24 protein-coding genes are annotated in these 23,192 nt (G+C 73.8%); 14 read left to right on the top strand and 10 right to left on the bottom strand.

The features are described 5' to 3' along the window. Positions 1–11: 11 nt before the first annotated feature. On the bottom strand, positions 12–872 hold the full coding sequence (locus LOK46_RS23200; RefSeq protein ID WP_273560744.1) for a C40 family peptidase: 861 nt from the start codon (positions 870–872) through the stop codon (positions 12–14). A 314-nt stretch (positions 873–1,186) separates the two neighbouring features. On the opposite strand from LOK46_RS23200, the gene LOK46_RS23195 reads away from it, so the two are divergent. Next, complete coding sequence (locus tag LOK46_RS23195; RefSeq protein WP_273560743.1) at positions 1,187–1,519, top strand: hypothetical protein; 333 nt, start codon at positions 1,187–1,189, stop codon at positions 1,517–1,519. A gap of 19 nt (positions 1,520–1,538) precedes the next feature. Here the strand turns inward: LOK46_RS23195 and LOK46_RS23190 are convergent, their stop codons facing one another. Beyond that, complete coding sequence (locus tag LOK46_RS23190; protein ID WP_020094035.1) at positions 1,539–2,249, bottom strand: MgtC/SapB family protein; 711 nt, start codon at positions 2,247–2,249, stop codon at positions 1,539–1,541. 233 nt (positions 2,250–2,482) lie between these two features. Here LOK46_RS23190 and LOK46_RS23185 point away from each other — a divergent pair, with 233 nt between their 5' ends. The 9 genes from LOK46_RS23185 (at position 2,483) to LOK46_RS23145 (ending at position 10,829) form a co-directional block, all read left to right on the top strand. Beyond that, positions 2,483–3,520, top strand: a complete 1,038-nt coding sequence (locus LOK46_RS23185; RefSeq protein WP_273560742.1) for an AAA family ATPase — start codon at positions 2,483–2,485, stop codon at positions 3,518–3,520. A gap of 146 nt (positions 3,521–3,666) precedes the next feature. After that, positions 3,667–4,548 carry a DUF58 domain-containing protein gene (locus LOK46_RS23180; protein ID WP_273560741.1) on the top strand — a complete coding sequence of 294 codons (882 nt, stop codon included), beginning with the start codon at positions 3,667–3,669 and terminating at the stop codon, positions 4,546–4,548. A 36-nt stretch (positions 4,549–4,584) separates the two neighbouring features. Then, positions 4,585–5,070, top strand: a complete 486-nt coding sequence (locus LOK46_RS23175) for a DUF4381 family protein (RefSeq protein ID WP_273560740.1) — start codon at positions 4,585–4,587, stop codon at positions 5,068–5,070. Beyond that, positions 5,067–6,101, top strand: coding sequence for a VWA domain-containing protein (locus LOK46_RS23170; protein WP_273560739.1), 1,035 nt, complete (start codon positions 5,067–5,069; stop codon positions 6,099–6,101). Before LOK46_RS23175 ends, LOK46_RS23170 begins: the two co-directional genes overlap by 4 nt. Before the next feature lie 103 nt (positions 6,102–6,204). Beyond that, a complete protein-coding gene (locus tag LOK46_RS23165; protein WP_273560738.1) occupies positions 6,205–7,134 on the top strand; it encodes a VWA domain-containing protein in 930 nt (309 codons plus the stop codon). 13 nt (positions 7,135–7,147) lie between these two features. Further along, on the top strand, positions 7,148–8,068 hold the full coding sequence (locus LOK46_RS23160) for a tetratricopeptide repeat protein (protein ID WP_273560737.1): 921 nt from the start codon (positions 7,148–7,150) through the stop codon (positions 8,066–8,068). Positions 8,069–8,364: 296 nt separating this feature from the next. Further along, positions 8,365–9,603 carry a hypothetical protein gene (locus LOK46_RS23155; protein WP_273560736.1) on the top strand — a complete coding sequence of 413 codons (1,239 nt, stop codon included), beginning with the start codon at positions 8,365–8,367 and terminating at the stop codon, positions 9,601–9,603. 96 nt (positions 9,604–9,699) lie between these two features. Continuing rightward, positions 9,700–10,143: an EF-hand domain-containing protein gene (locus LOK46_RS23150; RefSeq protein ID WP_273560735.1), complete on the top strand. Its 444-nt coding sequence runs from the start codon at positions 9,700–9,702 to the stop codon at positions 10,141–10,143. Between the two features lie 176 nt (positions 10,144–10,319). After that, positions 10,320–10,829: a hypothetical protein gene (locus tag LOK46_RS23145; protein WP_273560734.1), complete on the top strand. Its 510-nt coding sequence runs from the start codon at positions 10,320–10,322 to the stop codon at positions 10,827–10,829. Positions 10,830–10,933: 104 nt separating this feature from the next. On the opposite strand, the gene LOK46_RS23140 is transcribed toward LOK46_RS23145, so the two are convergent. Next, on the bottom strand, positions 10,934–11,764 hold the full coding sequence (locus tag LOK46_RS23140; protein WP_012321220.1) for a pyruvate, water dikinase regulatory protein: 831 nt from the start codon (positions 11,762–11,764) through the stop codon (positions 10,934–10,936). A 499-nt stretch (positions 11,765–12,263) separates the two neighbouring features. On the opposite strand from LOK46_RS23140, the gene LOK46_RS23135 reads away from it, so the two are divergent. From LOK46_RS23135 to LOK46_RS23125, 3 genes are all read left to right on the top strand, one after another. Further along, positions 12,264–13,430, top strand: a complete 1,167-nt coding sequence (locus tag LOK46_RS23135; protein WP_443192838.1) for a uroporphyrinogen decarboxylase — start codon at positions 12,264–12,266, stop codon at positions 13,428–13,430. 10 nt (positions 13,431–13,440) lie between these two features. Then, entirely contained in the window at positions 13,441–13,872 is a 432-nt protein-coding gene (gene hemJ / locus LOK46_RS23130) for a protoporphyrinogen oxidase HemJ (RefSeq protein WP_273560732.1), read from the top strand. 95 nt (positions 13,873–13,967) lie between these two features. Next, complete coding sequence (locus LOK46_RS23125) at positions 13,968–14,333, top strand: lysozyme inhibitor LprI family protein (RefSeq protein ID WP_273560731.1); 366 nt, start codon at positions 13,968–13,970, stop codon at positions 14,331–14,333. 37 nt (positions 14,334–14,370) lie between these two features. Here the strand turns inward: LOK46_RS23125 and LOK46_RS23120 are convergent, their stop codons facing one another. The 7 genes from LOK46_RS23120 to LOK46_RS23090 form a co-directional block, all read right to left on the bottom strand. Then, entirely contained in the window at positions 14,371–15,102 is a 732-nt protein-coding gene (locus LOK46_RS23120) for an aspartate/glutamate racemase family protein (RefSeq protein ID WP_273560730.1), read from the bottom strand. A 108-nt stretch (positions 15,103–15,210) separates the two neighbouring features. After that, complete coding sequence (locus tag LOK46_RS23115; protein WP_273560729.1) at positions 15,211–16,062, bottom strand: LysR family transcriptional regulator; 852 nt, start codon at positions 16,060–16,062, stop codon at positions 15,211–15,213. Positions 16,063–16,074: 12 nt separating this feature from the next. Continuing rightward, the gene (gene hisG, locus LOK46_RS23110; protein WP_273560728.1) at positions 16,075–17,067 is read right to left on the bottom strand and encodes an ATP phosphoribosyltransferase; all 993 of its coding nucleotides are present in this window, start codon (positions 17,065–17,067) and stop codon (positions 16,075–16,077) included. Next, positions 17,064–18,206, bottom strand: coding sequence for an ATP phosphoribosyltransferase regulatory subunit (locus LOK46_RS23105; protein WP_273560727.1), 1,143 nt, complete (start codon positions 18,204–18,206; stop codon positions 17,064–17,066). The genes hisG and LOK46_RS23105 overlap by 4 nt, the downstream gene beginning before the upstream one ends. A gap of 157 nt (positions 18,207–18,363) precedes the next feature. Next, the gene (locus LOK46_RS23100) at positions 18,364–18,606 is read right to left on the bottom strand and encodes a hypothetical protein (protein ID WP_273560726.1); all 243 of its coding nucleotides are present in this window, start codon (positions 18,604–18,606) and stop codon (positions 18,364–18,366) included. A gap of 80 nt (positions 18,607–18,686) precedes the next feature. Then, positions 18,687–20,249 (bottom strand): histidine--tRNA ligase, encoded by a 1,563-nt coding sequence (gene hisS / locus LOK46_RS23095; RefSeq protein ID WP_273560725.1) that lies wholly within the window; start codon positions 20,247–20,249, stop codon positions 18,687–18,689. Positions 20,250–20,611: 362 nt separating this feature from the next. Next, positions 20,612–21,115 carry a DUF3429 domain-containing protein gene (locus tag LOK46_RS23090; protein ID WP_273560724.1) on the bottom strand — a complete coding sequence of 168 codons (504 nt, stop codon included), beginning with the start codon at positions 21,113–21,115 and terminating at the stop codon, positions 20,612–20,614. Between the two features lie 435 nt (positions 21,116–21,550). Here LOK46_RS23090 and rho point away from each other — a divergent pair, with 435 nt between their 5' ends. Further along, positions 21,551–22,903: a transcription termination factor Rho gene (rho, locus tag LOK46_RS23085; protein WP_443192837.1), complete on the top strand. Its 1,353-nt coding sequence runs from the start codon at positions 21,551–21,553 to the stop codon at positions 22,901–22,903. Positions 22,904–23,192 lie beyond the last annotated feature (289 nt).

The following is a 23,192-nucleotide window of genomic DNA, read 5'->3' as shown; positions in this document are numbered from 1 at the left end:
TCATAGCCCGCTCAGAGGCGGCGGATCCCCGTCACGGCGCCGAAGCTGTGCGCCGCGATGCGGGCGACCGCCTCGGCGAGCGGCTCCGCGGCGACTGCCATGTGGTGGCCGTTGGCGTGGATCAGCGTCTCGGGATCGGCCATCAGCCCGACATGGCCGCGCCAGAAGACGAAGTCGCCCCGGCGCAGGCCCGCGACGTCCGGGCGCGCAGGGTCGAAGGGCAGCGCCTGCCCGAGGGCCCGCTCCTGCATGTCGGCGTCGCGCGGACAGGGCAGCCCCGCCGCGTCGAGGCAGAGCTGCACGAGGCCGGAGCAGTCGAGCCCGAGGCTGGTGCGGCCGCCCCAGAGATAGGGGGTCCCGGCGAGCCGCGCGGCCGTCGCCGCGTAGTCCGGCTCGCGCCTGTCGACGGGCGCGCAGTGGCCGGCGAACACGTAGCCGCCCGGCGTCTCGAGGTACGCGCCCGCCTCCCCCGTCGCGGCGAGGCGGGCGCCGAGGCTGAGATGGCCGAGGACCGGCCGCTTCAGGTCCGGCTCGGGATACAGGAAGGTGCGCAGGGCCGTGACGCGGTGCGTCGGCTCCGGATCGGCCGGACCGAGGCTGTCGGCCGGCAGGTAGCCGACGTAGCCGTCGCGGGCGAGCTGCACGAAGGCGAAGCCGTCCGCCGCGTCGTAGAGATCGACCGCGTCGCCCAGCAGCGCCTCGGTGTCGAGCCCCGCGTCGGCGACGGGCGCGCGGCGCAGCGGCGCCGACGGGGCGGTCACGCGGCGGCGCGTCCCGGCGACGTAGCGCGCCGCCGCGACGCGGTCCCGCAGGCGGAGATCGGCGACGTGCGGCCGGGCCGGGGTCAGCCGGGGATCGAGGCTCTCGGTCATACGCTGACCCTACCATGCCGGGTTGAAGCGCGGGTAAGAGCGGGCCCGTCGGTCTGCGCCACTATGACGCATGGAGGCGCGTTCCGCGACCGGTGCGGCTGGCATCTGCCCACGGGATCGCCCGAAGCCCGGCCGATCGGACACGGGACGCCCGCGGCTGCACAAGGCCGCGGCAACCGGGATCACGCCGGTTTCACATCGGCGCCACCCAGACGCGAGACATGTGCGGGAGGCGCCCACCACACGTTTTTGATGCACTGCACAACCTGCCCGGAAGGCGCTATGTCTGGTGCATGAAGACTGCGAGTCGCCCCGTGAAGAAGACGCAGAAGAGCTTCGCCGACCTGCCGCCGATTCGCGTCCGCCGCGAGCCACCCACCGTGAGCGAGGCGGTCGCCGCCGCGCAGGATCTCGCGGAGGACGTCGAGCAGCAGGTCGAGATCGCCGCGGGCCTGATGGGCCTGCCGGCCGACGAGGTCCGCCCCCACGTCCTGGCGGCCAAGAAGGTCAAGCCGGAGCGCGCGCCCGAGCGGATCCTGACCCAGGCGAGCCCGAGCCGGGCCCCGCGCACCGTGGTGGTGGAGCGCCGGACGCGCCCGACCGTGGTGATCGAGCGCCGCATCCGCCCCCTCGACCCGCGCCGCTGACGGCCCGGATCGCCCGCGCTCAGTCGGCGGTCTGCACCGACCACGTGGCGTGGCGGATGCCGGGCATGCGGGCCAGCTCGTTGGTCACGGCGTCGAGCTCCTCGGCCTTGACGGCGCTGGCCGTGAGCGTCGCCACCACGTCGACCGCGCTCTCGCCGCGCTCCTCGATCTCGACGCTGCCGACCGGGTAGTTCGCTGCCTCGAGCCGCTCCACCAGCATGTCCTGCGCCGGCCCGGCCTCGCCGGGCGCCGTGGTGACCTGGACCTCGTAGGTCGCCTCGGTGGCGGATTCCCGGATCGGCGCGCGGTTGATGGCGTTCACCAGCGGCCGGAGCGCCGTGTTGCAGGCGAGCACCGTCACCATCACGAACACCGCCTCCAGGGGCAGGTCAGCGCCGCAGAAGGCCCCGACCGCGGCCGAGCACCACAGGGTCGCGGCCGTGTTGAGGCCGCGGACGTTCATCCCCTCCTTCATGATCACGCCGGCGCCGAGGAAGCCGATGCCGGAGATCACGTAGGCCACCGTGCGGACGCCGCCGTCCGGCCCGGTCAGCCGCATGCCGAGATCCACGAAGGCGCTGGCCCCGACCGCGACCAGCACGGCCGTGCGCAGGCCCGCGGTGCGCTGCCGGTACTGCCGCTCGGCCCCGATGATCGTGCCCAGCACGAAGGCCACGAGCAGGCCGATCGCGGATTTCAGTTCTTCGGGGAGGGCGGCGTAGCTGGTCATCCACCGTCTCATGAAAGCGGGGAGGTGACGGAACCGTGACACCATGGCCCGGCCGGGACCGGAAAGCGTGTCCGAAGCGGGATTGACGGCCGCACCGGGCAGCGGGCACACCGGCAAGAGCCTGAGGATCCCTTAAGAATTCGGGACCCGGCCGAGGAGACGTGCAGGATGCAGCACACGGCCCACGATATGGCCCGACGGGCGGATTCGGTCCGCACCGGAACGTTCTCCGCATGAGCGGCGCCACCAGCGGCGCCCTCGCCGAACGCCGGCCCGACAGCGCGCCAGACAGTACCCCCACCAGCGCTCCCGACGCCGCCCTGCACGGCCGCGTCATGGCGCTGCGCGAGGGGCTGGAGCGCGGCCTGATCGGCAGCGCCGGCCTCGTGGAGCGCCTGCTGATCGGGCTCCTGACCGGCGGCCACCTGCTGATCGAGGGCGCGCCGGGGCTCGCCAAGACCCGCGCGGTCAAGCGGCTCGCCGACGGCCTCGACGGCTCCTTCGCGCGCATCCAGTGCACGCCGGACCTGATGCCGGCCGACCTCACCGGCACCACCGTCTGGCGCCAGGACAGCGGCACCTTCGAGTTCCTGCCCGGGCCCCTGTTCCACGCCCTCGTGCTGGTGGACGAGGTCAACCGCGCGCCCCCGAAGGTGCAGTCGGCGCTGCTCGAATCCATGGCCGAGGGGCAGGTGACGGTCTCGGGGACGACCCACCGGCTCTCCGACCCGTTCATGGTCGTGGCGACCCAGAACCCGATCGAGCATGCCGGCACCTTCCCGCTGCCGGAGGCGCAGCTCGACCGCTTCCTCCTCCACGTCGTGGTCGACATGCCCGACGAGACCACCGAGCGGGCGATTCTCGACCTCGTGGAGGGCGAGATCACCCACCACGTCGACGCGATGACCGTGCGGCTGTCGCTCGCGGACGTGCGCGCCGCCCGGGAGGCGGCGCTCGCCACCTACGTGTCGCCGGCCCTCAAGGACTACCTCGTCCGGCTGGTGGCGGCGACCCGCACCGACGCGGCCGCCCCGGACCTGCGCGCCATGATCGAGCACCCGGCCTCCCCGCGCGGCACCCTGGCGCTGATGATGGCCGGCAAGGCCCGGGCCTGGCTGCGGGGGCGCGACCACGTCACGCCCGAGGACGTCGCGGAGCTGGCCCGCGACGCCCTCTCCCACCGCATCGGCCTGACCTGGCGGGCGGCGGCCGAGGGCAGGACGGCGCGCGGCCTCGTCGGCGAGCTGGTGCAGCGGGTGCGGGCGCTCTGACGGTGTTCGGGTTCGGGCAGGCGCGCCGCAGATCCCCGCCCCCGGCCCCGGGGGCGGTCGGCCCGACCGCCGGGCCCCCATTCCCCGCCCAGGGGGCGGGGCGAGACCGCGCCGAGCACGGTATCCACCTCTCGGGCGAGGCCCTGATGGGCCTGCGCCACCTCGCCCGGCGGGGCTCCGCGCCCGCCACCCGGACGCTGGCGGGCCTGCCCGGCGGCATCGTCACCCGGCGCCGCGGGCGCGGCTCCGAGCCGGAGGATGTCCGCCTCTGGTCCGAGGGCGACGACCGCCGCTTCATCGACCGCAACGCCACGGCCCGCACCGGGCAGCTGCACGTCCGCACCCACCACGACGAGCGCGACCGCGCCGTGGTTCTGCTCGCCGATTTCCGGCCCGGGATGCTGTTCGGCACCCGCCGGGCCCTGCGCTCGGTGGCGGCCGCCGAGGCCCTGGCGCTGCTCGGCTGGCGGGTCGCCGCCGACGGCGGCCGGGTCGGCCTCGCGGTCGCCGCGGCCGGGGCGCCGACCGTGCTGCGGCCGGCGGGCGGCGAGCGCGCCATGATCGCGGTGACCGGCGCCCTCGCCCAGGCCCACGCCGACGCGCTGGCGGCCGAATCCGGCGCGCCGACCCGCGCGGAGCCGCCGCTGGAGGCGACGCTCGCCCTCGCCCGCAGCCTGCTGCCGGCCGGCGGCCACCTCGTCATCGCCAGCGCCCTGGACGATCCCGGCCCGGGCTTCGACGAGCTCCTGACCCTGCTCGCCGAGCGGATCGCCATCCGGCTGATCCTGGTGAGCGACGCCTTCGAGCGCGCCCGGCCGCCGGGCTACTACCCCTTCGCCCTCGCGGACGGCCGCCGCGGGACCGCGCTGCCGACCGTACCGTCGACCGTGGCCGGGGCGGCGGGGGAGTCCGCCGAGGCCCGGCTCGCCGACTACGCCCGCCGGGGCATCGCGGGCGTGCGCCTCGACGTCGAGACCGGCCCGGAGGCCTACGCGCCGCTCATGGAGCGCCTCGATGCGGTGCTGTGAGACCGGACCTGGCGACCTGATCCGCGGCGCGACCCGATGAACCCCGTCGCGCCCGCCGAGATCCCCCTGTCCCTCGACCAGCTCCGGGGCCTGCACCTGCCCGGGGGCGCCGCCGGCGCCGTGCAGGGCGAGGTCGTGGCGGCCGCCGCCCTGGGCTTCCTCGCCGCCCTGCTGGTCGGGCTCGTGCGCTACGCGCGCGGCCGGGCGCGGGCCACCCTGCGCCGGGCGGCGCTCGCCGAGCTCGCGCGGAGCCGCGGCCTCGACCCGGAGGCGCGTCTCGTCGCCCAGGCCCGGCTGCTGCGCAGACTCGACCGATCCCTCGACCGGTCCGGCGAGGCAGGGCCCGGGACCCGGGCGACGGGCGCGGACTGGGCGGCCCGGCTGGACGGGCTGTTCCGGACCGACTTCTTCACCCGGGGCGCCGGCCGGGTGCTCGCCGACGGGCTGTACCGGCGGCAGGATCCCGACCTCGACGCCCTGGACGCCGAACTCGCCCGCCTGATCGGGCGGCTGCGGGCATGAGCGGATTCCTGCCCGCGTGGCTCAGCGCGCTCCTGTCGGCCTTCGACCTCGCCGCGCCCTGGGTGCTGCTGGCGCTGCCCCTGCCGCTGCTGGCCGCGCGCCTGATCCCGGCGGAGCCGGAGGGCGGCAGCGGCGCCCTGCGCGTGCCCGCGACCCTGGTGGCCGGCACGCGCGCCGGCGCCGACCGCGCGGCCCGGGGCCGGCGGCGGGCGCTGCTCACCTGGACGCTCTGGATCGCCCTGGTGGCGGCCCTGTCGGGCCCGCGCCTCGTCATGCCGGCGGCCGCCCTCCCGGCCTCGGGTCGCGAGATCATGATCGCCATGGACCTGTCGGGCTCGATGGAGCGGCGCGACTTCGCCCTCGACGGCGAGACCGTGAACCGGCTCACCGCGGTCAAGCGCGTCGGCACCGACTTCATCCGACGGCGGGCCGGGGACCGGATCGGCCTCGTGATCTTCGCCGACCAGGCCTACGTGGCGGCGGCGCCGAGCTTCGACACCGCGGCGGTCGCCCGGGCGCTGGACGAGGCCACGATCGGCATCAGCGGTCGGTCCACCGGCATCGGCGACGGCCTCGGGCTCGCGCTGCGCCGGCTGGACCCGCGGGACGCGGGGGGCGAGGCCGCCGGGGTCAGGCCGGGCGAGAAGGCCGCGAAGGCCGTGATCCTGCTGTCGGACGGCGCCAACAATGCCGGCCAGACCGCCCCCAAAGACGTGGCGGAGCTCGCCAAGGAGCTGGGCATCAAGGTCTACACGATCGCGCTGGGACCCCGCGACATGGCCGACGCCGACGGCGAGCAGGACGTGGTCGACACCGAGACCCTGCGCGACATGGCGCGGGCGAGCGGCGGCGAGGCGTTCCGGGTGCGCACCACGGACGACCTCGTCCGCGTCGCCGACGCCATCGACCGGCTGGAGGGCGGTCGCGCCCTCGCCCCGCCCCTGCCGCTCCGCCGGGACCTCTGGCCGTGGCCGGCCGCCCTGGCATTCCTCAGCGCCGCGCTCCTGCTGGCCAGCCGGAGGGGGGTGTGATGGTTCGATACCACGCCTGTCCGACCGACCCCCGCATCCTGGCGTGCCGGTGCGTGGCACAGGCCGCGGAGGATGAGGGAATTCGGGTAGGAGGATCCACCCGATGAGCGCCCTCGACGCCGTCGCGCTGCTGCGCCCCTGGTGGTTCCTGGCGGTCCCAGTCGTGGTCCTGCTGGCCTTTCGCGCCGCGTGGCGCTCGGCGCCGCTCGGCGACTGGGCCCGGGCGGTCGACCCGGCGCTGATGGCCCATCTCGCCCGGGCCGGCGCGGTGCTCGGCGGCCGGCGGCAGGCGAACCTCGCCGCCGCGCTGGCGGCCGGGCTGATCGCCCTGGCGCTGACCGGCCCCGCGGTGGAGCGGGCGGACGGGCGGACCTTCCGCAACCTCGACGAGACCGTGCTCGTCGTCGACCTGTCGCGCTCGGTCACCGAGAGCGGCAACCTCCAGGGCGTCCGGCAGGCCGCCGCCGCCGTGGCGGAGGCCGCCGGCACCCGGGCGGTCGCCCTCGTGGTCTACGCGGGCGACGCCTACCTCGCCGCCTCCCCGACCACGGACCGCGACAGCCTCGGCACCACCCTGTTCGCCCTCGACGCCGACACGGTGCCGGACCGCGGCTCCCACCCCGAGCGCGGGCTGGCGCTTGCCCGCCGCACCCTCGCGGAGGCCAACGTGGTGGCGGCCGACGTGGTGCTGATCAGCGACGGCGACGGCATCGGCGAGGCCGCCACCCGCGAGGCCCGCGCCATCGCCGAGCACGGCTGGCGACTCCAGACCCTCTACGTCCCGGCCGACAAGCCGCTGCCGCCCGGCGCGCCGAAGCCCGACCGGACCGCCCTCGACGCCCTCGCCCGGGCCGGCGGCGGCACCACCGCCGACATCGCGACCCCCGGCCCGGTGCTCGACGCGGTCGGGGCCGGGCTCGCCCAGCACCTCGCGGCCGGCGGCTACGGCGTCCTGGCCTACGCGGATCTCGGGCGCTGGCTGCTGCTGCTGGCGGCGCTGCCGGCCCTGCTGCTGTTCCGCAGGAGCGCGTGATGCGGAGCGTCCGATGCGGCTGACCCTTCCCGAGACCGGCCTCGCCGCCCCGCTCCGGGCCGGCCTGCCGCCGCGCTGGCGGCGTCTCGCCCGCGTCGCCGGCCTCGCGCTCGCCGGGGTCGGCCTCCTGGCGCTGCTCGCGGTCTCGCAGCCCCGCACCGGCTTCGGGCGGCTGCTGATGGGCCTCGGCCTGCCGGGCCTCGCCGCGGACGTGTTCGCCGACCCGGCCTGGCGCGCCGCCGCGCTCTACGAGGCCGGCCGCTACGGGGACGCGATCGCGCTGTTCCGCGCCGGCGGGCGGCGGGCGAGCTACAATCTCGGCAACGCGCTGGCCAGGGCCGGCGACCTCGACGGTGCGCTCGCGGCCTACGACGAGGCGCTGCGCTTCAACCCCCGCGACGCCGACGCCCAGGCCAACCGCTCTCTCATCGCCCGGATGCGGGCCGAGGTGATCGACCGCGGGCCCGGCGGCGGCATCGCCAACGGCACGGCCCAGTACGGCGCCCGCTACAACAACACCGCCAACCAGGACCAGAACAACGACATCAACGCCGCCTCCAGCGGCGAGGGTCTCGCCGGCAACAAGGAGTCGAACGCCAGCGCGTCGCTGCCCGGCAACAGCAAGGTCGCTCGCCGCGGCAAGGCCGAGCAGCAGTCGATCGATGCCGGCAAGGGTCAGGCCCGGGGCTCGGCCGGCGACGCGGCCGGCCGCGGCCGGACCGGCGGCGGCGCCGCCATGGTGGCCGAGGCGCCCGAGCGCGAGGTCCGCCGGGTGACCAAGAGCTTCGAGGCCCACGAGATCCGCCCGGACCGGCTCTGGCTCCAGACCCTGCCGGACGATCCCGGCCGCTATCTCAAGCTGCGCCTGCGCGCCGAGCAGACCCGCCGGGTCGAGGCCGGCACCGCGATACCCGCCGGGAGCAACCCGTGGTGAGTGTTTTTGCGGTGCCCGAGACGCGCGATCCCCCTCCGCCCTCTGCGGGACACCTGCCACACGCAGCGTGGGCGATGACGCGGCTCCGGAACGGGGCGCGGGTCCCCTCTCCCGTGCGGGAGAGGGACAGGGTGAGGGACGAGAACGCGCCGGAAGCGGCGCGACCTGCCGACGCGTCGAGGGCGCGCTCGATCCCGAGACGTTTCGTCCCGCACCCCAACCCTCTCCCGCACGGGAGAGGGGGCAGATCGCGCTCTGCCACCGGCGTCGCCCACGGAGGAGGGAGAGTCTGCATCGTGTTGGCAGCTCTAGCCCTCATCCCCCTCCCGGCCCGGGCCGAGGTCGAGCCGGGCGACCTCACCCTGATGGTGACCGCGGAGCTCAACGGCAACAGCGCCCCCTTCCCCCGCGAGATGGTGCTGCTGAAGATCCACGGGGTCTACAAGCAGCCGATCCTGCTCGAGGAGGTGGTGCAGCCCTCCCTCGCCAACTTCTCCTGGACGCAGCTCGGCCGCGACCACTGGAGCCGGACCAAGCTCCCCGACGGTCAGAGCGCCATCGCGTTCGACCGCACCGTGGCGGTCTTCCCGCACCATGCCGGGCAGTTCACCATCGAGCCGTTCGTCCACAAGCTCACCGTCAACGATGTCGGCGAGCGGCGGGTGGTCGAGGTCCGCTCGAAGCCGATCCCCTTCCCGGTCGCGCCGTGGACCGAGTCCACCGGCGGCCCCGACGCCAAGGAGCCCTGGTGGCTGCCCGCCAAGGACGTGGCGATCACCGATTCCTGGAGCCCGGACCCCGAGACCATCAAGGTCGGCGAGACCACCCGCCGGATCGTCACCCTCGAGGCCCAGGGCATGGTCGCCGAGGGCCTGCCGCCCCGGCCGGTCATGCGCACCCGCGGCATCATCACCTTCGCGGGGCCGGTCACCCGCGAGACCCTGCTGACGCCCTCGGGCCCCGTGGCGCGGGCCACCTACCAGTGGGACGTGAAGCCCGGCGTCCCGGAGATCATCCCCCTCGACGCCATCGCGATCCCGTGGTTCGACACCAACACCCGCACGATGCGCGAGACCGAGATCCCGGCCCGGCAGATCGGCGGCGGCCTGCCCGACCGCGAGACCGACCGGGCGCCCCCCGCGATCCCCTCGCCCCTCGTGGTCGCCGCCGCGGCGCTCGCCGCCTTCGGGCTGGGCCTCGCGCTGATCGGCTTCGGCCTCGGACGGCCGCGCCTGCGCCTCTCCGGCGCGGCGCGGCGCTCCCTGCGCGCGACGGCCCGGGCCGGCGACCCGGTCGGATTTCGCGCGGCCCTCGACGCGGCCCTGCGGGAAGCCCCCGACCTCGCCCGGACCTGGCGGGCGCGGCCCGACCTCGCGGCCGCCCTCGCGGCCCTCGACCGGGCGGTCTTCGGCGCGGCGGACACCCCCGTCCCGGATCTCCGGGCCCTGGCCCGGACCCTGTCGCGCGCCGAGCCGGGCGAAGCCTCGGCCGCGGCGCCCGACCGGCTCGCACCGCTCGACGGCCCGGTCGGCTGAGCGCGGCGCGGCTCCGCATCTCGTGAAGGCGCGCGCGGGAACGCCCGCCGGGATCGTGATTTGGGCTGCCGGCACCGACTGCCACCGGAGATCCCCATGCCCGCGACCCCGCGTAGATCCGCCCGCACCGCGACCGTCGTCCTCGTCACCGCCCTCGTCGCCGGCTTGATCCTGCCGGCCGCGCTGCCGTCGGCGGCCCTCGCCCGGTCCTCCGGCACCGAGCGCACGCTGAAGATGGTCGACACCGACCACGACGGCACGATCGACTTGGCCGAGGCCCAGGCCGCCGCCGGCAAGGTCTTCGACACCGCCGAGAAGGATAAGGACGGCACCGTCGACGCCAAGGAACTGAAGGGCCGGCTCAGCAAGAAGGACCTGAAGGCCGCGGATACCGATTCCGACGGCACCCTCGACCGCAAGGAATACCTCGCCCTGGTCGAGCAGCGCTTCAAGGCGGCCGATCCCGACAACGACGGCACCCTGGACGCCAAAGAGCTCAAGTCCCCGGCCGGGCGCAGCCTGCTGCAGCTCCTGAAGTAAGCGCGCCTCCCTGACCCGCCGTTGCACAGTTCATGAGCAAGTATTATTCCTGTGCAACGGCTCACGTTCTGAGCAGGCATCAATATTTTGCACTATCTTGCGTCATCTGAATTGGCCCCGTAGGCTTCGGTTATCCGGTCGGCAAAGCATCGGATGAACCACCAGGGAGGAGCGCGATGGCACGCGCCAACGAGGTCAAGGACAGGTTTCGCGCGCGGCTGCAGGCGGCCGACGAGCGCAGCAACGACTTCCGGCGGAAGCTGCTCGAGGACGGCTCCCGGGCGCTCCAGCCTGTCATGGGCGTGCTGAACCTGATGGCCGAGGTCCTCAACGAGGAGGACAACGTGCACGGCAGCATCAGCGGCCTCGAGGCGAAGATCGATCAGGACAACTTCATCAGCCTGTGCGCGCAGCTGCGCGGCACCGAGTCCGAGCAGAAGATCAAGATCAAGTACGGTCCGGAACTCGGCGGCAGCAACTACATCTCGGTCTCGGGCCTGAACCAGCGCTACAACGAGCGCCTCGTGCCGGGGGCGGCGAGCTGCTCCATCGGCCGGACGGTCGGCAGCGACATCCAGCTCGACGAGCACCGGGGCGACGAGCTGGCCGAGGTGGTGCGCGAGGTCGTCGAGGACTTCTACGCCGCCCAGATCGAGCAGCGCAGCCACTTCGCCTCCGCGCGCTGAAGTCCGCGGCTCCGCGGCCCGACCCGCGGTCCGTCGGCATCCGTCGGCATCCGCCGGCCCGGCCCGGACCCCGCCGAAGATCCGAGCCCGTCGGAGGCCCCGTCTCAATCGGCGATGAACTTGAGCCGGTGGTCGCGGTAGAGGTCGACGATCGCGGCCGCCGTCTCCTCGATGGAGCGGCGGGTGACGTCGATCGTCGGCCAGCGGTTCTTGGTGAACAGCCGGCGGGACATCGTGATCTCGTCCGCCACCGCCGAGCGGTCGACGTAGAGGGACGATTCGTCGGCGTTGAGGCTCGACAGCCGGTTCTGCCGGATCTGCACGATGCGCTCCGGCGAGGCGAACAGGCCGACCACGAGGGGCTTGCGCGCCCGCTCGATCGCCGGCGGCAGCGGCATGCCCGGCACCAGCGGCAGGTTGGTGGTCTTGAGGCCGCGATTGGCGAGGTAGATCGAGGTCGGCGTCTTCGACGTCCGGCTGACGCCGAGCAGGATCACGTCGGCCTCCTCCAGGTCGTCCGGCAGGTTGCCGTCGTCGTGGGCCAGCGTGAAGTTCATCGCGTCGATGCGCTTGAAGTACTCGGCGTTCAGCATGTGCTGGGCGCCGGGCCGCGCCGTGGTCTCGGCGCCCAGATAGGCGCGCAGCAGGTCGTGGACCGGCCGCAGCACCGACAGGCAGGGCGAGCCGGTCTCCCGAGCGACCTCCTCCAGCCGCTCGCCGAGGTCGCCCCCCACCAGCGTGTAGAGGACGAGGCCCGGCGCGGCCCGGATCTCCGAGATCACCCGGTCGAGCTGCGCGGCCGAGCGCACCAGCGGGTAGACGTGCTCGATCGCCGACACGCCCTCGTACTGGGCGGCCGCCGCGCGCCCGACATTGATCAGCGTCTCGCCGGTGGAGTCGGAGACGAGGTGGAGGTGGAAGTAGCTGCGGCCCATTCCGATCGCCTCTGCGGTCGACCTTGCAGCCGACTTTGCGGTCGTCTCGCGCGGCGCCCACGTTGTCCACCGCCGGCCGCCAGGGGAGTCGATGAGTGTGGATAGGATGCCCCGCCGGGCCGGTCCAGGTCGATCCCGGTGCGGGCTATCGACTCCGCCGTTCACAGGCAGATGATCGGGACGCGCCGAATCCGGCTCTCTGGACGAATCGGTCGCGGATCCGGCGCCCGTACACGACTCGGCGTTGCCAAGGCGCTGTCGGACCATCCGGTTCTCGCAAGTTGGAGGAAATCCTTTAAAGCCCCGTTAACGGCGCGACGGCGGGGACCGCCTGTGGACGCTTTTGTGCCCCCGAGATTCGGCCCCCCAAGAGAAAAAACAGACTCCAAGATTCTCTCTTATCTTTTCGAAGGGGCCTGTGTGGGGATCGGCGCGCCTCGACTCGACAGGACGCCCGCCGAAGGGCATGCGGGGTGAGGGATACGGGATGGGAGCGACCATGACGGGGACGGAGCGCGAGCCCGGGCGGACGGCGTCGGGGACGACGTCCGAGCGCAAGGTGCTGCGGGTCCTCGAGGGCGAGGCGATCGGGCCGCCCCCGGCCTGGATGATGCGCCAGGCCGGGCGCTACCTGCCGGAATACCGGGCGACCCGGGCCGAGGCCGGCTCGTTCCTCGACCTCTGTTACAGCCCGGACTTCGCCGTCGAGGTGACGCTCCAGCCGATCCGGCGCTTCGGCTTCGACGCGGCGATCCTGTTCTCCGACATCCTCGTCGTCCCCCACGCGCTCGGCCAGGACGTGCGCTTCGTGGAGGGCGAGGGCCCGCGCCTCGACCCGCTCGACGGTCGGGACGCGTTCGCGCGGCTGCGCGAGGCCGGCGACCCGGCGGTGATGACCCACCTCGCGCCGGTCTTCGAGACGGTGACGCGGCTGCGGGCGGAGCTGCCGGGCGAGACCACGCTGCTCGGCTTCTGCGGCGCGCCCTGGACGGTGGCGAGCTACATGATCGGCGGCCGCGGCACGCCGGACCTCGCCCCCGCGCGGGCCCTGGCCGAGGGCGACACCGCCCTGGTCGACACCCTGATCGACCGCCTCGTCGCCGTGCAGACCGAGTACCTCGTGCGCCAGCTCGAGGCCGGCGCCGACGCGGTGCAGATCTTCGAGTCCCACGCCGGCACCCTGCCGCTCGCCGTTCCGGCCTCCGGCGGCACGGTCGAGCCCGTCGGCGACGTCGCCGAGAGCGCTGTGCCGGGCGCGTCTGCCGCCGATGCTCTCACCCGCTGGTCGCTGCGGCCGATCGCCCGGATGGTGGCGGGCGTCCGCGCCCGGGTGCCGGGGGCGAAGATCATCGTGTTCGCCCGCGGCTCGGGCCTCGACGGCCATGCCCGGGTGGTGCCGGAGACCGGCGCCGACGCCGTCGGCGTCGACTGGGGCGTGGACCTGAAGGCCCTGCGGCAGACGGTGCCGGCCACGACGGTCACGCAGGGCAACCTGCATCCCGACACGCTGATCGCGGGCGGCGCGGCCCTCGACGCCGCCGTGGACACGGTGCTCGAGGCGACCGCCGGCCTGCCGCACATCTTCAACCTCGGCCACGGCATCACGCCGCAGACGCCGGTGGCCCATGTCGAGCGGATGCTCGCGCGGCTGCGCGGCCAGGGCTGAGGCCGGACCCGTGCTGTACGACTGGATCAAGGCCCTCCACGTCATCAGCCTGATCGCCTGGATGGCCGGGATGCTCTACCTGCCCCGGCTGTTCGTCTACCACGCGAGCCTGCCGCCGGGCTCGGAGGCACAGGCCGCGACCTTCAAGGTGATGGAGCGCCGCCTGCTCAAGGCGATCATGAACCCGGCGATGATCGCCACCTGGGCGTTCGGGCTCACGCTCGCCTGGATGAGCCAAGCCTACATGGATCATTGGCTGCAGGCGAAGTTCGTGCTGGTGCTGGCGATGTCGGGCATCCACGGGTGGCTCGCCCGGATGGTCAAGGATTTCGCCGCCGACCGGAACACCCGCGGGCACAAGTTCTACCGGGTGCTCAACGAGGTGCCGACGCTGCTGATGATCGGCATCGTCATCCTGGCGATCGTCAAGCCTGGCCTCTGATCCCGCGATACCGCGATCCTGTGATCCCGGGCTGCGCGGTCCGACTGTCTGCCCCGGCGGCCGGAGCCTTTCCGCCGCCGGCCCGTTGGGAGGCCATGTCGAAACCCCTCATCCGCGCCCTCGCGCTGGCCGTCCTCGCCGCCCCGGTCGCCGGCGCGATGACCGCGGCCCCCGCCCGGGCGGCGAGCTTCCCGTGCGACAGGGCCGAGGCCCCCGACGAGAAGGCGATCTGCGCGCGTCTCCCCCTCAACGACCGGGACGTCGAGATGGCGACCCGGTTCGAGATCCTGAAGAGCGTGCTGCCGATGGGCGGCCAGGCCAAGCTGCGCGACGACCAGGAGGCGTGGCTGAAGGAGCGTCAGGCCTGCGGCGGCGACGTCGGCTGCCTGAGCGCCGCCTACGATGCGCGGCTCAAGGTGCTGCGCGGGGTCCTGGCGGAATTCGCCAAGCAGGGCCCGTGAGGGCGCCCGCGCGGGCGCCGGCGGCTCTCGCCCGCGATCAGGCCGCGCGCGGCAGCGTCGCCTGCGCGGCGCATTCCGGCCGGTCATCCGGTCGGCACGCCGCCACGCAGGCGCGCGCCAGCGCCTCTGTGGCGTCCACCAGCAGGCCCGACGGGTCGCGCCCGGCGAGCGCGAGCGGGATCTCCGTGCAGGCCATCACCACCCGGTCGCAGCCGGCCTCCGCCAGCGCCCGGACCTGTGCCTCCAGGAGCGGCCGCGCCTCGGCCGCGCGGTGCGCCTTCACCAGGCGGATCGCCGCCGCCACCGTGGCCTGACCCTCCGGACCGGGCGCGCGGCACGCGACCCCGCGCCGTGCCAGCTGCTCCCGGTAGAGCCCGGCCCGCAGGGTGCCGTCGGTGGCGAGCAGGCCGATCCGGCCGCCGGCCCCGATCCCGGTCCGCGCCAGGGTCTCGGCCACGGCGTCGACGATGTGGAGGATCGGGAGGCCGGTCCCGGCCTGCAGCGCCGCGTGCCAGTGATGGGCGGTGTTGCAGGGGATCGCGATCCGGGTGGCGCCGCCGGCCTCGAGCCGCGCCAGGGCGGCGCGCATCGCCGGCAGCGGGTCCGGACCGGCGCCCAGGATCGCGTCGGCACGGTCGGGAATGTCGACGGCCGAGCAGACCAGGGTCGGGATGTGGTCCTGGTCGCGCCCCGCGGGCGTCGCCCGCACGAGCTTGGCCAGGAAGTCCACCGTGGCCATCGGGCCCATCCCGCCGAGTACACCGAGCATCGCCGCCTCCGACCGTCGCGGCGCCGTGATGGGCCGCGGCGGGGCGGGAATCCAATGCCGTGTCGGCACCGGCCATGCCGATCCGGCACCGGGCGCGGGCGGCGGTGCCTAGGGCTCCGCTGCCAGGGCGGCGGCCGCGGCCCAGACCGCCTCGACCGCGCCGCCGCGCCCGGCCCGGCGGTACAGCCGGATCTCCAGCGCCGTGCCCGGCCCGGCGGCCACGAGGCTGCCCTCGGCGAGCTCGCGGGCGACGAGGCTCTCGGGCAGCCAGGCGCGGCCGTGGCCCGCGAGGACCATGAACTTCAGGGCCTCCGCCATGGCGTTCTCGTTGACGTGGGCGACGGCCGCCCCGTCACCGGCCAGCGCCGCGACCCGGCCCAGGAACGAGTCCCGGGGATAGCCGAGCCCGGGCCGGTCCGCGGCCGGTCCCGGCCGATGCACCGGCACGAGGCTGTCCCGGCCGATGGCGAGGTGCGGGAAGGCCGCCGGGTCGAGGGGGATCGGCACCAGGGGATGGTGGTAGGTCAGCAGCAGATCGTAGCCGCCCTCGGCCAGCGCCTGCACGCAGGCGTGGAAATCGTCGGGCAGCAGCCGGCTGCCGAGGGGCCCGGTGCGGGCCTCGACGTCCCGGAACCAGCGCGGGAAGACGGTCAGCGCCAGGGTGTGGAGCGCCGCCATCGACACGGTCCGCGGCGGCGGACGGATCCGGTCCCGGAGCGCGTCGCGGCTGCCGTGGAGCCGCCGCACGGTCTCCTCGGCGGTCTCCAGGAACAGCCGGCCCTCCGGCGTCAGGGCGGTCGGGTAGGTGCTGCGGTCGACCAGCGCGACGCCGAGCCAGCCCTCGAGCGCCCGGATGCGGCGGCCGAAGGCCGGCTGGGTGACGTGGCGCTCGACCGCCGAGCGCGAGAAGCTGCCGGTGCGCGCGAGGCTCAGGAAGTCCTCGAGCCATTTCAGCTCCATCGCGCGGCGGTCTCAGAGCCGCGCCAGGAGCCGCTCCGCCAGCGGGTTCTCGGCCGCGAAGGCGTAGTCGACCCGCCGCACCGTGACGGCCCGCGCGCCGGCCTCGACCAGGGCGCCGGCGAGGTCGAACACCGCGGCCTCCCGGCAGCGCAGGACGATCTCGCCCTCCGGACCCTTCGGCGCGCCGTAGGGCAGCTCGGCCTCGTGCAGGCCCGCGATCGTGGCGAGGTCGATGGTGCCGCTCTCCGGCAGGGCGGCGCGCACCTCCCGGGTGGTCCGGGCGCGCTCCTCGGCGGCGATGCGGCCGAGCACCGTGCGGAGCGCGGCCCGCTGGCCCTCGCCCCAGGGCGCCTTCAGCGAGGCGACGAGATTGGCCTCCGAGCGCAGGATGATGCCGTCGTCCAGCACCTTCAGGGCGTTGGCCGAGAGCGTCGCCCCCGTGGTGGTGATGTCGACCACGATCTCGGCCGAGCCCGCGGCCGGCGCCCCCTCGGTGGCGCCCAGGCTCTCGACGATCCGGTAATCGGCGACGCCCTTCTCGGCGAAGAACCGGCGGGTCAGGTTCACGTACTTGGTGGCGACCCGCAGGCGGCGGCCGTGACGGGTCCGCATCCCGGCCGCGACCTCGTCGAGGTCGGACATGTCGCGCACGTCGATCCAGGCCTGGGGCACGGCCACCACCACGGTGGCGTTGCCGAAGCCGAGCGGCGTCAGCAGCTCGACCTGGCCGCGCACGTCCGGCAGGGTCTCGCGGATCAGGTCCTCGCCGGTGACGCCGAGATGGGCGGCGCCCGAGGCGAGCTGCGCGGCGATCTCGGAGGCCGACAGGTAGCGCACCTCGACGTCGGGCACGCCGAGCAGCTTGCCCCGGTAGTCGCGGGCGCCCGCTCCTTGAGCGAGCTTCAGCCCGGCCCGGCCGAAGAACGCGCTGGCATTCTCCTGCAGGCGGCCCTTGGACGGGACGGCGAGGATCAGCGGCATGGCGGTCGCGTCCGGAGCACTCATCGGCCGGCTCCCGCGACGCGCTCGATCCAGAAGGTGCAGCCGACCGCGGGCAGCGGCGCCGGGCTTCCGAGATGGCCGAGCAGGCCGTCGTAGCGGCCGCCGCCGACCAGGGTCGGGCCCTCGCCCTCGGTCACCTCGAAGATGAAGCCGGTGTAGTAGTCGAGGTTGCGGGCGAAGCCGCCCTGGAAGCGGAAGCGCTCGATCGGCAGGCCGCGGGCCGCGATGAAGCCGGTGCGCTCCTCGAACAGGTCGAGGGCGGCCGCGAGGGCGTCGTGCCGGATGCCCGCGTCGGCGACCAGCGCCCGCAGGTCGCGGGCGGCGGCGTCCGGATGGCCGGCGATCGCCCGGTAGCGGTCGAGGAGCGCGCGGTTCTCGGCGTTGAGCCCGGCCCCGCCATGGGCCTGCGCGGAGGCCTTGGCGAGGAAGCGCTCGGCGATCTCGCCGGCGCTGCGCCCGCCCACAGCCGAGATCCCCGCGATGGCCAGCACGTCCTCCACGAAGGCGCGCACCCCGCGCGGATCCTGGCCCTGGATCGCCGCCAGCAGGCCCGCGTGGGGATCCTCGGGACGGGTGCCCTCGGCGCCGTTGGTCACGGCATCGAGCGTACGCCCGGCCGCGAGCGCCCGGAGCGTCCGGCGCTTGGCCGCGGGCGGAACCGCGAGGCCGTCGAGGAGCGCCACGGTCAGGCCCATGTCGCCGAGCCGCACCGCCGGGTCGGTCCGGCCGAACAGGGCGAGGCCCTCCAGGGCGAGGCCCAGCACCTCGGCGTCGGCCGCCGGCGTGTCGGTGCGCCCGATCGACTCGATGCCGGCCTGGAAGAACTCGTCGGGCTCGTCGGCGGCGAGCCGGAAGACCGGGCCGCAATAGCTGTAATCGGCCGCCCGGCCGTCGGCCTCGGCCCGGTGCAGGCGGCAGACCGGGATGGTGAATTCCGGCCGCAGGCACAGCTCGGCCCCGCCCGCGTCCTGGGTGACGAAGATCCGCCGGCGGATATCCTCGCCCGACAGTTCGAGGAACGGCTCCAGCGGCTGCAGCACCGGCGGCGTCACCGGCCGGTAGCCCGCCGCCGCCAGATGTGCGGAGAGCCGCGCGCGCGCCGCGTCCCCCGCCCCCGTCTCGCCCGCCTCCGGTCGTGTCATCGCAATCCACCTCGCGGGCGCTCTGTAGCAACCGCGACCGGACTTGGCGACACGCGGCGCGCCGGCACCGGGCCGGCGCGCCGCGCAGGACTGCGCAGTCCCGGGCAGGTCCCGGCCGGGACCCGGTATCCGCTACGGAATCAAGGACCTGACCGGCTCAGAGCGGCCGGAGGCTGCCGAGGCGCGCCCCGCGCGGTCGCCGGGCGGGCTTGCGGCGGGCGAGCACGGTCAGGGCCGGCGCCCCCGCGATCCCGGCGCTGAGGATCGGCGCGCTTCCGGTCCCGGGCGTGGCCTGCGCGACGGCGCTGGGCAGCCGGCCGAGGACCGGTCGGGCGGCCCAGACGGGTCCCGCCCCGGCGCAGAGCAGGCCGAGGGACAGGACGAGGATCTTCGCGCGCATCCCGACATCTCCGCGGCACCGACCGACGACAACGCCGCCGGAGCCCCTGCGTTCGATGTGCGGTTCGATGCGCGAGTGTCTCAGATCTCCGTTGACGGAAAATGCCGGGCCAGCACGGAGCGGACCTGCGCCACCAGGTCGGCCTCGGGGCACGAGACCTGCGCGGGCCGCGCGGCCTTCCACTCGGCGTTGCTGGCGATGGACTCGGCCGCCTGGGCGCCCGCGATCAGGTCCTTGATCTGGACCTCGCCGGCCAGGCGCTCGTTCGAGCCCTGGATGATGGCCACCGGGGCGCGGCGGCGGTCGGCGTACTTCATCTGCGCCTTCATGCCGGCGGCGCCGAGGTAGAGCTCGGCCCGGATGCCGTCGGCGCGCAGGAGCGCGACGAGCCGCTGGTAATCGGCCATGTTCTCCCGGTCGAGGACCAGCACCACCACCGGCCCGGGCGCCTCGGCGCCGGCGAGCAGCGGGCTGCCCACGAGCTGCAGGGCCGAGAACAGCCGCGAGACGCCGATCGAGAAGCCGGTCGCCGGCACCGGCTCGGCCCGGAACCGCCCGACGAGGCCGTCGTAGCGCCCGCCGCCCGCCACCGAGCCGAAGCGCACGGTCTGGCCGTCCTCGTTGGTGACCGGGAACGTCAGCTCGGCCTCGTAGACCGGGCCGGTGTAGTACTCGAGGCCGCGCACCACGCTCGGATCGGCCCGGATCACGTCGTGGCCGTAGCCGGCGGCGGCGCAGAGGCGCATGATCGCGTGCAGCTCGGCGATGCCCTCCCGGCCGGTCTCGGAATCGCCGACCGCCTCGTGCCAGCCGGCGAAGAATTTCTCCCAGAACGCCACCTTGTCGGCGCCGTCGCCGGCATCGGCCTGGAACGACACGTAGGCGAGAATCCGGCCGATCGCCGTCGCGTCGAGGCCCGCGCCCTTCGTGAAGTCGCCGCTCTCGTCCTTGCGGCCGGCGCCGAGCAGGTCGCGCACCCCGTCGACGCCGAGCCGGTCGAGCTTGTCGATCGCCCGCAGGACCGTGAGGCGCTGGCCGGCCTTGTCGGGACCGGCGAGCCCGATCGCCTCCATGACGCCGTCGAGCACCTTCCGATTGTTGACCTTGACCACGTACTGGCCGCCGAGCCCGAGGCGGTTCAGCGTGTCGGCCATCAGCATGCAGGTCTCGGCATCGGCCGCGACGCTGCCGGCGCCGACGATGTCGGCGTCGAACTGCATGAACTGGCGGAAGCGGCCCGGCCCCGGCTTCTCGTTGCGGAACACGTAGCCGGCCCGGTAGCTGCGATAGGGCTTCGGCAGGGCGTCGTAGTGCTCGGCCACGAACCGGGCCAGCGGCGCCGTCAGGTCGTAGCGGAGCGACAGCCACGCCTCGTCGTCGTCCTGGAACGAGAACACGCCGGCGTTGGGACGGTCGAGGTCGGGCAGGAACTTGCCCAGAGCCTCGGTGTACTCGACGAAGGGCGTCTCCAGGGCCTCGAACCCGTAGAGCTCGAAGCTCCTGCGGATCGTCTCCAGCATCCGGCCCTGCGCGGCGATCTCGCCGGCGCGGCGGTCGACGAAGCCGCGCGGCAGGCGTGGCTTCAGGGTGTCGGCCTTCTCGGCCTTCGGGCTGTCGGGCTTGGGCGTTTCGGCCTTGGACATGTGCGCGCGTTCGCTTCCCGCGGACCCGGAGCCCGGGTCCGGCATCGGATCTGAGTCGTCTCCGGCGGGCGGAGATCCTGGGGCCGGGCTCTAGAGCATGCCGCGCGAAAGGGGAATTCGGTTTGCGGGCTCTCTCGACACCCGACCATCCGGCGCAAGACGGCGCCGTCGTCCTCGCGAGCGGAGCGAAGCGATCCACGGCCGCGCCACGCTTGTCGAGCTCGCGCGGCCCTGGGTCACCTCGCTGCGCTCGTGATGACGGGTGAGACGCATCAGCCGAAGCGTTGAAGTGGGGACCGTGTCGGACGGACGCTGCGCGCCTCCGTGCACCGGAACAGGGCGCGGTTCGCTCGGCAGAAAACTCAGTACGGGGCCGTCAGCTTGAGCCAGAGCAGGGCCGCGAGACTCACCACGGCGATCGGCATCTGCAGCGGGCGCAGGCGGGCATGCGCCAGCGGCACCTCGCCGGCGCGCGCGGCGATCGGGTCGAGGATCCCGATGGCGGCGTAGCCGAGGATCAGCATCGCCAGCGCCGGCACCGCCTTGCCCATCACCGCCGCGAACAGGCTTCCCAGCCCGAGGCCGTAGAGGACCAGCATGGTGACGATCTGCGACACCTGCGGGCCGCCCTCGGTCCGGAAGCTGACGCCGCGGCGCACGCCGGCCAGGAACAGCAGGATCGAGGCCGCGTAGAGCAGGGTGAACAGCGCCACGAGGTAGTCGAGGGGCTTGCCGTTCAGCCACCACGCCACGGCGGTGCCGACGGCGATCGGCAGCATCGGGCCGAAGCCGAAGACGATGTCGAGCCAGGGGATCCGGCGCGGCTCGTGCGTGGTGAGGGTGCGTCCGGTGGCGTCATCGCGCATGGCGGTCAGGGGAACTCTCGATTCGGCGGTCTGCTGCGCCGCAGCACCGGGACAGGGAACGGCCGCGCGTCGGCCCGGTTCCGAAACACGGCTCGAGCTCGGCTCAGCGCTTCCCGTGTAGCGCCGGCACAGCGCTCCGGCGAGGCCTCGCCGGTCGTCCGGCCGGTCGTCCGGTCCGTCACCGCGCCGTCGGGATCCCCGTCCACCACCCCGGGCCCTTGAGTGCGGGCGAAAAAGGCGTTATCTGTGTGGGGCCCTCATCACAAGGTCTGCGCCGCAGCGCGCCCGTGAGCCGCGAGGGTCCTGCCTCATCGGTTTCGCCAACCTGACCTCGGGCCCCTCGCCGCAGCGCGGCCCGCTCTCCGGCGCCCATCCCCCGGGCACCTGGCACTGAACCGGCCCTCCCACCTACTCCGTCGGTTGCAAGATACCCCCATGACGCCAAATCCCGACGCCCTCGCCGACGATATCGAGACCGCGGAGCCGGCCGACGTGCCGACCATGCCGGCCGCCCTCGAGGGCGTCCGCGAGGTCAAGCTCCAGGACCTCAAGTCGAAGACGCCGACCGACCTGACGGCCTTCGCCGAGGAGGTCGAAGTCGAGAACGCCTCGACCATGCGCAAGCAGGAGCTGATGTTCGCCATCCTGAAGCAGCTCGCTGCCAAGGAGGTCGAGATCATCGGCTCGGGCACCGTCGAGGTGCTGCAGGACGGCTTCGGCTTCCTGCGCTCCTCCGACTCGAACTACCTGCCCGGCCCGGACGACATCTACATCTCGCCGACCCAGATCCGCCGCTTCGGCCTACGGACCGGCGACACCGTCGAGGGCCCGATCCGCGGCCCCAAGGACGGCGAGCGCTACTTCGCGCTCCTCAAGGTCAACACGATCAACTTCGAGAACCCCGAAAAGATCAAGCACAAGGTCCACTTCGACAACCTGACGCCGCTCTTCCCGACGAAGCGGTTCAAGCTCGAGCTGGACAACCCGACCAAGAAGGATTTCTCGCCGCGGATCATCGACATCGTGGCGCCGATCGGCAAGGGCCAGCGCGCCCTGATCGTGGCGCCGCCGCGCACGGGTAAGACCGTGCTGATGCAGAACATCGCGCAGTCGATCACCCTGAACCACCCCGAGTGCTACCTGATCGTGCTGCTCATCGACGAGCGGCCCGAGGAGGTCACCGACATGCAGCGCTCGGTGAAGGGCGAGGTCATCGCCTCGACCTTCGACGAGCCGGCCACCCGCCACGTGCAGGTCGCCGAGATGGTGATCGAGAAGGCCAAGCGCCTCGTGGAGCACGGGCGCGACGTCGTCATCCTGCTCGACTCGATCACCCGCCTCGGCCGCGCCTACAACACGGTGGTGCCGTCCTCCGGCAAGGTGCTGACCGGCGGTGTCGACGCCAACGCCCTGCAGCGGCCCAAGCGCTTCTTCGGTGCCGCCCGCAACATCGAGGAGGGCGGCTCGCTCTCGATCATCGCCACCGCGCTCATCGACACCGGCTCGCGCATGGACGAGGTGATCTTCGAGGAGTTCAAGGGCACCGGCAACTCCGAGATCATCCTGGACCGCAAGGTCTCCGACAAGCGCATCTTCCCGGCGATCGACATCACCCGCTCGGGCACCCGCAAGGAGGAGCTGCTGGTCCCGCCGGACTCGCTCAAGAAGACCTACGTGCTGCGCCGCATCCTCAACCCGATGGGCGTCACCGACGCGATCGAGTTCCTGCTCGACAAGCTGCGCCAGACCAAGAGCAACGGCGACTTCTTCGACTCGATGAACACCTGAGGCCGGCCCCGGCCGCGGGCATCACCGCCGTCCTTGCGAGTCGAACGAAGCGATCCAGGCAGCGCCACGGTGGCAAGCCGCGCGCTGGCCTGGGTCACGTCGCTGCGCTCCGGTCCCTCAGGATCGAGGAGCGGATGGGACGGGGGTCGCGTCCGCCGCGCGGGACGCCGCGACGCCTGTCCCGCGGCGGCACGAAACGCGATTCCGGCCTGATCGGGCCGTTGACCTTCCCCTAACCGGCCTCTGCCAAGGTCCTGTCTGGGCGCCAGGTTGCGTATCGGCGCCGCGA

Source organism: Methylobacterium sp. NMS14P, assembly GCF_028583545.1.
Classification (GTDB): domain Bacteria; phylum Pseudomonadota; class Alphaproteobacteria; order Rhizobiales; family Beijerinckiaceae; genus Methylobacterium.
This window is presented reverse-complemented; position numbering and strand designations above follow the sequence as displayed.

Bases quoted from the DNA above. Each gene is read 5' to 3' on its own strand.
- LOK46_RS23145 (WP_273560734.1), top strand. From the start codon at position 10,320: ATGGCACGCGCCAACGAGGTCAAGGACAGGTTTCGCGCGCGGCTGCAG.
- LOK46_RS23120 (WP_273560730.1), bottom strand. From the start codon at position 15,102: ATGCTCGGTGTACTCGGCGGGATGGGCCCGATGGCCACGGTGGACTTC.
- LOK46_RS23190 (WP_020094035.1), bottom strand. From the start codon at position 2,249: ATGACCAGCTACGCCGCCCTCCCCGAAGAACTGAAATCCGCGATCGGC.
- LOK46_RS23105 (WP_273560727.1), bottom strand. From the start codon at position 18,206: ATGACACGACCGGAGGCGGGCGAGACGGGGGCGGGGGACGCGGCGCGC.
- rho (WP_443192837.1), top strand. From the start codon at position 21,551: ATGACGCCAAATCCCGACGCCCTCGCCGACGATATCGAGACCGCGGAG.
- LOK46_RS23180 (WP_273560741.1), top strand. From the start codon at position 3,667: ATGGGCCTGCGCCACCTCGCCCGGCGGGGCTCCGCGCCCGCCACCCGG.
- LOK46_RS23175 (WP_273560740.1), top strand. From the start codon at position 4,585: ATGAACCCCGTCGCGCCCGCCGAGATCCCCCTGTCCCTCGACCAGCTC.
- LOK46_RS23200 (WP_273560744.1), bottom strand. From the start codon at position 872: ATGACCGAGAGCCTCGATCCCCGGCTGACCCCGGCCCGGCCGCACGTC.
- hisS (WP_273560725.1), bottom strand. From the start codon at position 20,249: ATGTCCAAGGCCGAAACGCCCAAGCCCGACAGCCCGAAGGCCGAGAAG.
- LOK46_RS23170 (WP_273560739.1), top strand. From the start codon at position 5,067: ATGAGCGGATTCCTGCCCGCGTGGCTCAGCGCGCTCCTGTCGGCCTTC.
- LOK46_RS23115 (WP_273560729.1), bottom strand. From the start codon at position 16,062: ATGGAGCTGAAATGGCTCGAGGACTTCCTGAGCCTCGCGCGCACCGGC.
- LOK46_RS23135 (WP_443192838.1), top strand. From the start codon at position 12,264: ATGACGGGGACGGAGCGCGAGCCCGGGCGGACGGCGTCGGGGACGACG.
- LOK46_RS23100 (WP_273560726.1), bottom strand. From the start codon at position 18,606: ATGCGCGCGAAGATCCTCGTCCTGTCCCTCGGCCTGCTCTGCGCCGGG.
- LOK46_RS23090 (WP_273560724.1), bottom strand. From the start codon at position 21,115: ATGCGCGATGACGCCACCGGACGCACCCTCACCACGCACGAGCCGCGC.
- LOK46_RS23160 (WP_273560737.1), top strand. From the start codon at position 7,148: ATGCGGCTGACCCTTCCCGAGACCGGCCTCGCCGCCCCGCTCCGGGCC.
- LOK46_RS23150 (WP_273560735.1), top strand. From the start codon at position 9,700: ATGCCCGCGACCCCGCGTAGATCCGCCCGCACCGCGACCGTCGTCCTC.
- LOK46_RS23140 (WP_012321220.1), bottom strand. From the start codon at position 11,764: ATGGGCCGCAGCTACTTCCACCTCCACCTCGTCTCCGACTCCACCGGC.
- LOK46_RS23185 (WP_273560742.1), top strand. From the start codon at position 2,483: ATGAGCGGCGCCACCAGCGGCGCCCTCGCCGAACGCCGGCCCGACAGC.
- LOK46_RS23165 (WP_273560738.1), top strand. From the start codon at position 6,205: ATGAGCGCCCTCGACGCCGTCGCGCTGCTGCGCCCCTGGTGGTTCCTG.
- LOK46_RS23125 (WP_273560731.1), top strand. From the start codon at position 13,968: ATGTCGAAACCCCTCATCCGCGCCCTCGCGCTGGCCGTCCTCGCCGCC.
- hisG (WP_273560728.1), bottom strand. From the start codon at position 17,067: ATGAGTGCTCCGGACGCGACCGCCATGCCGCTGATCCTCGCCGTCCCG.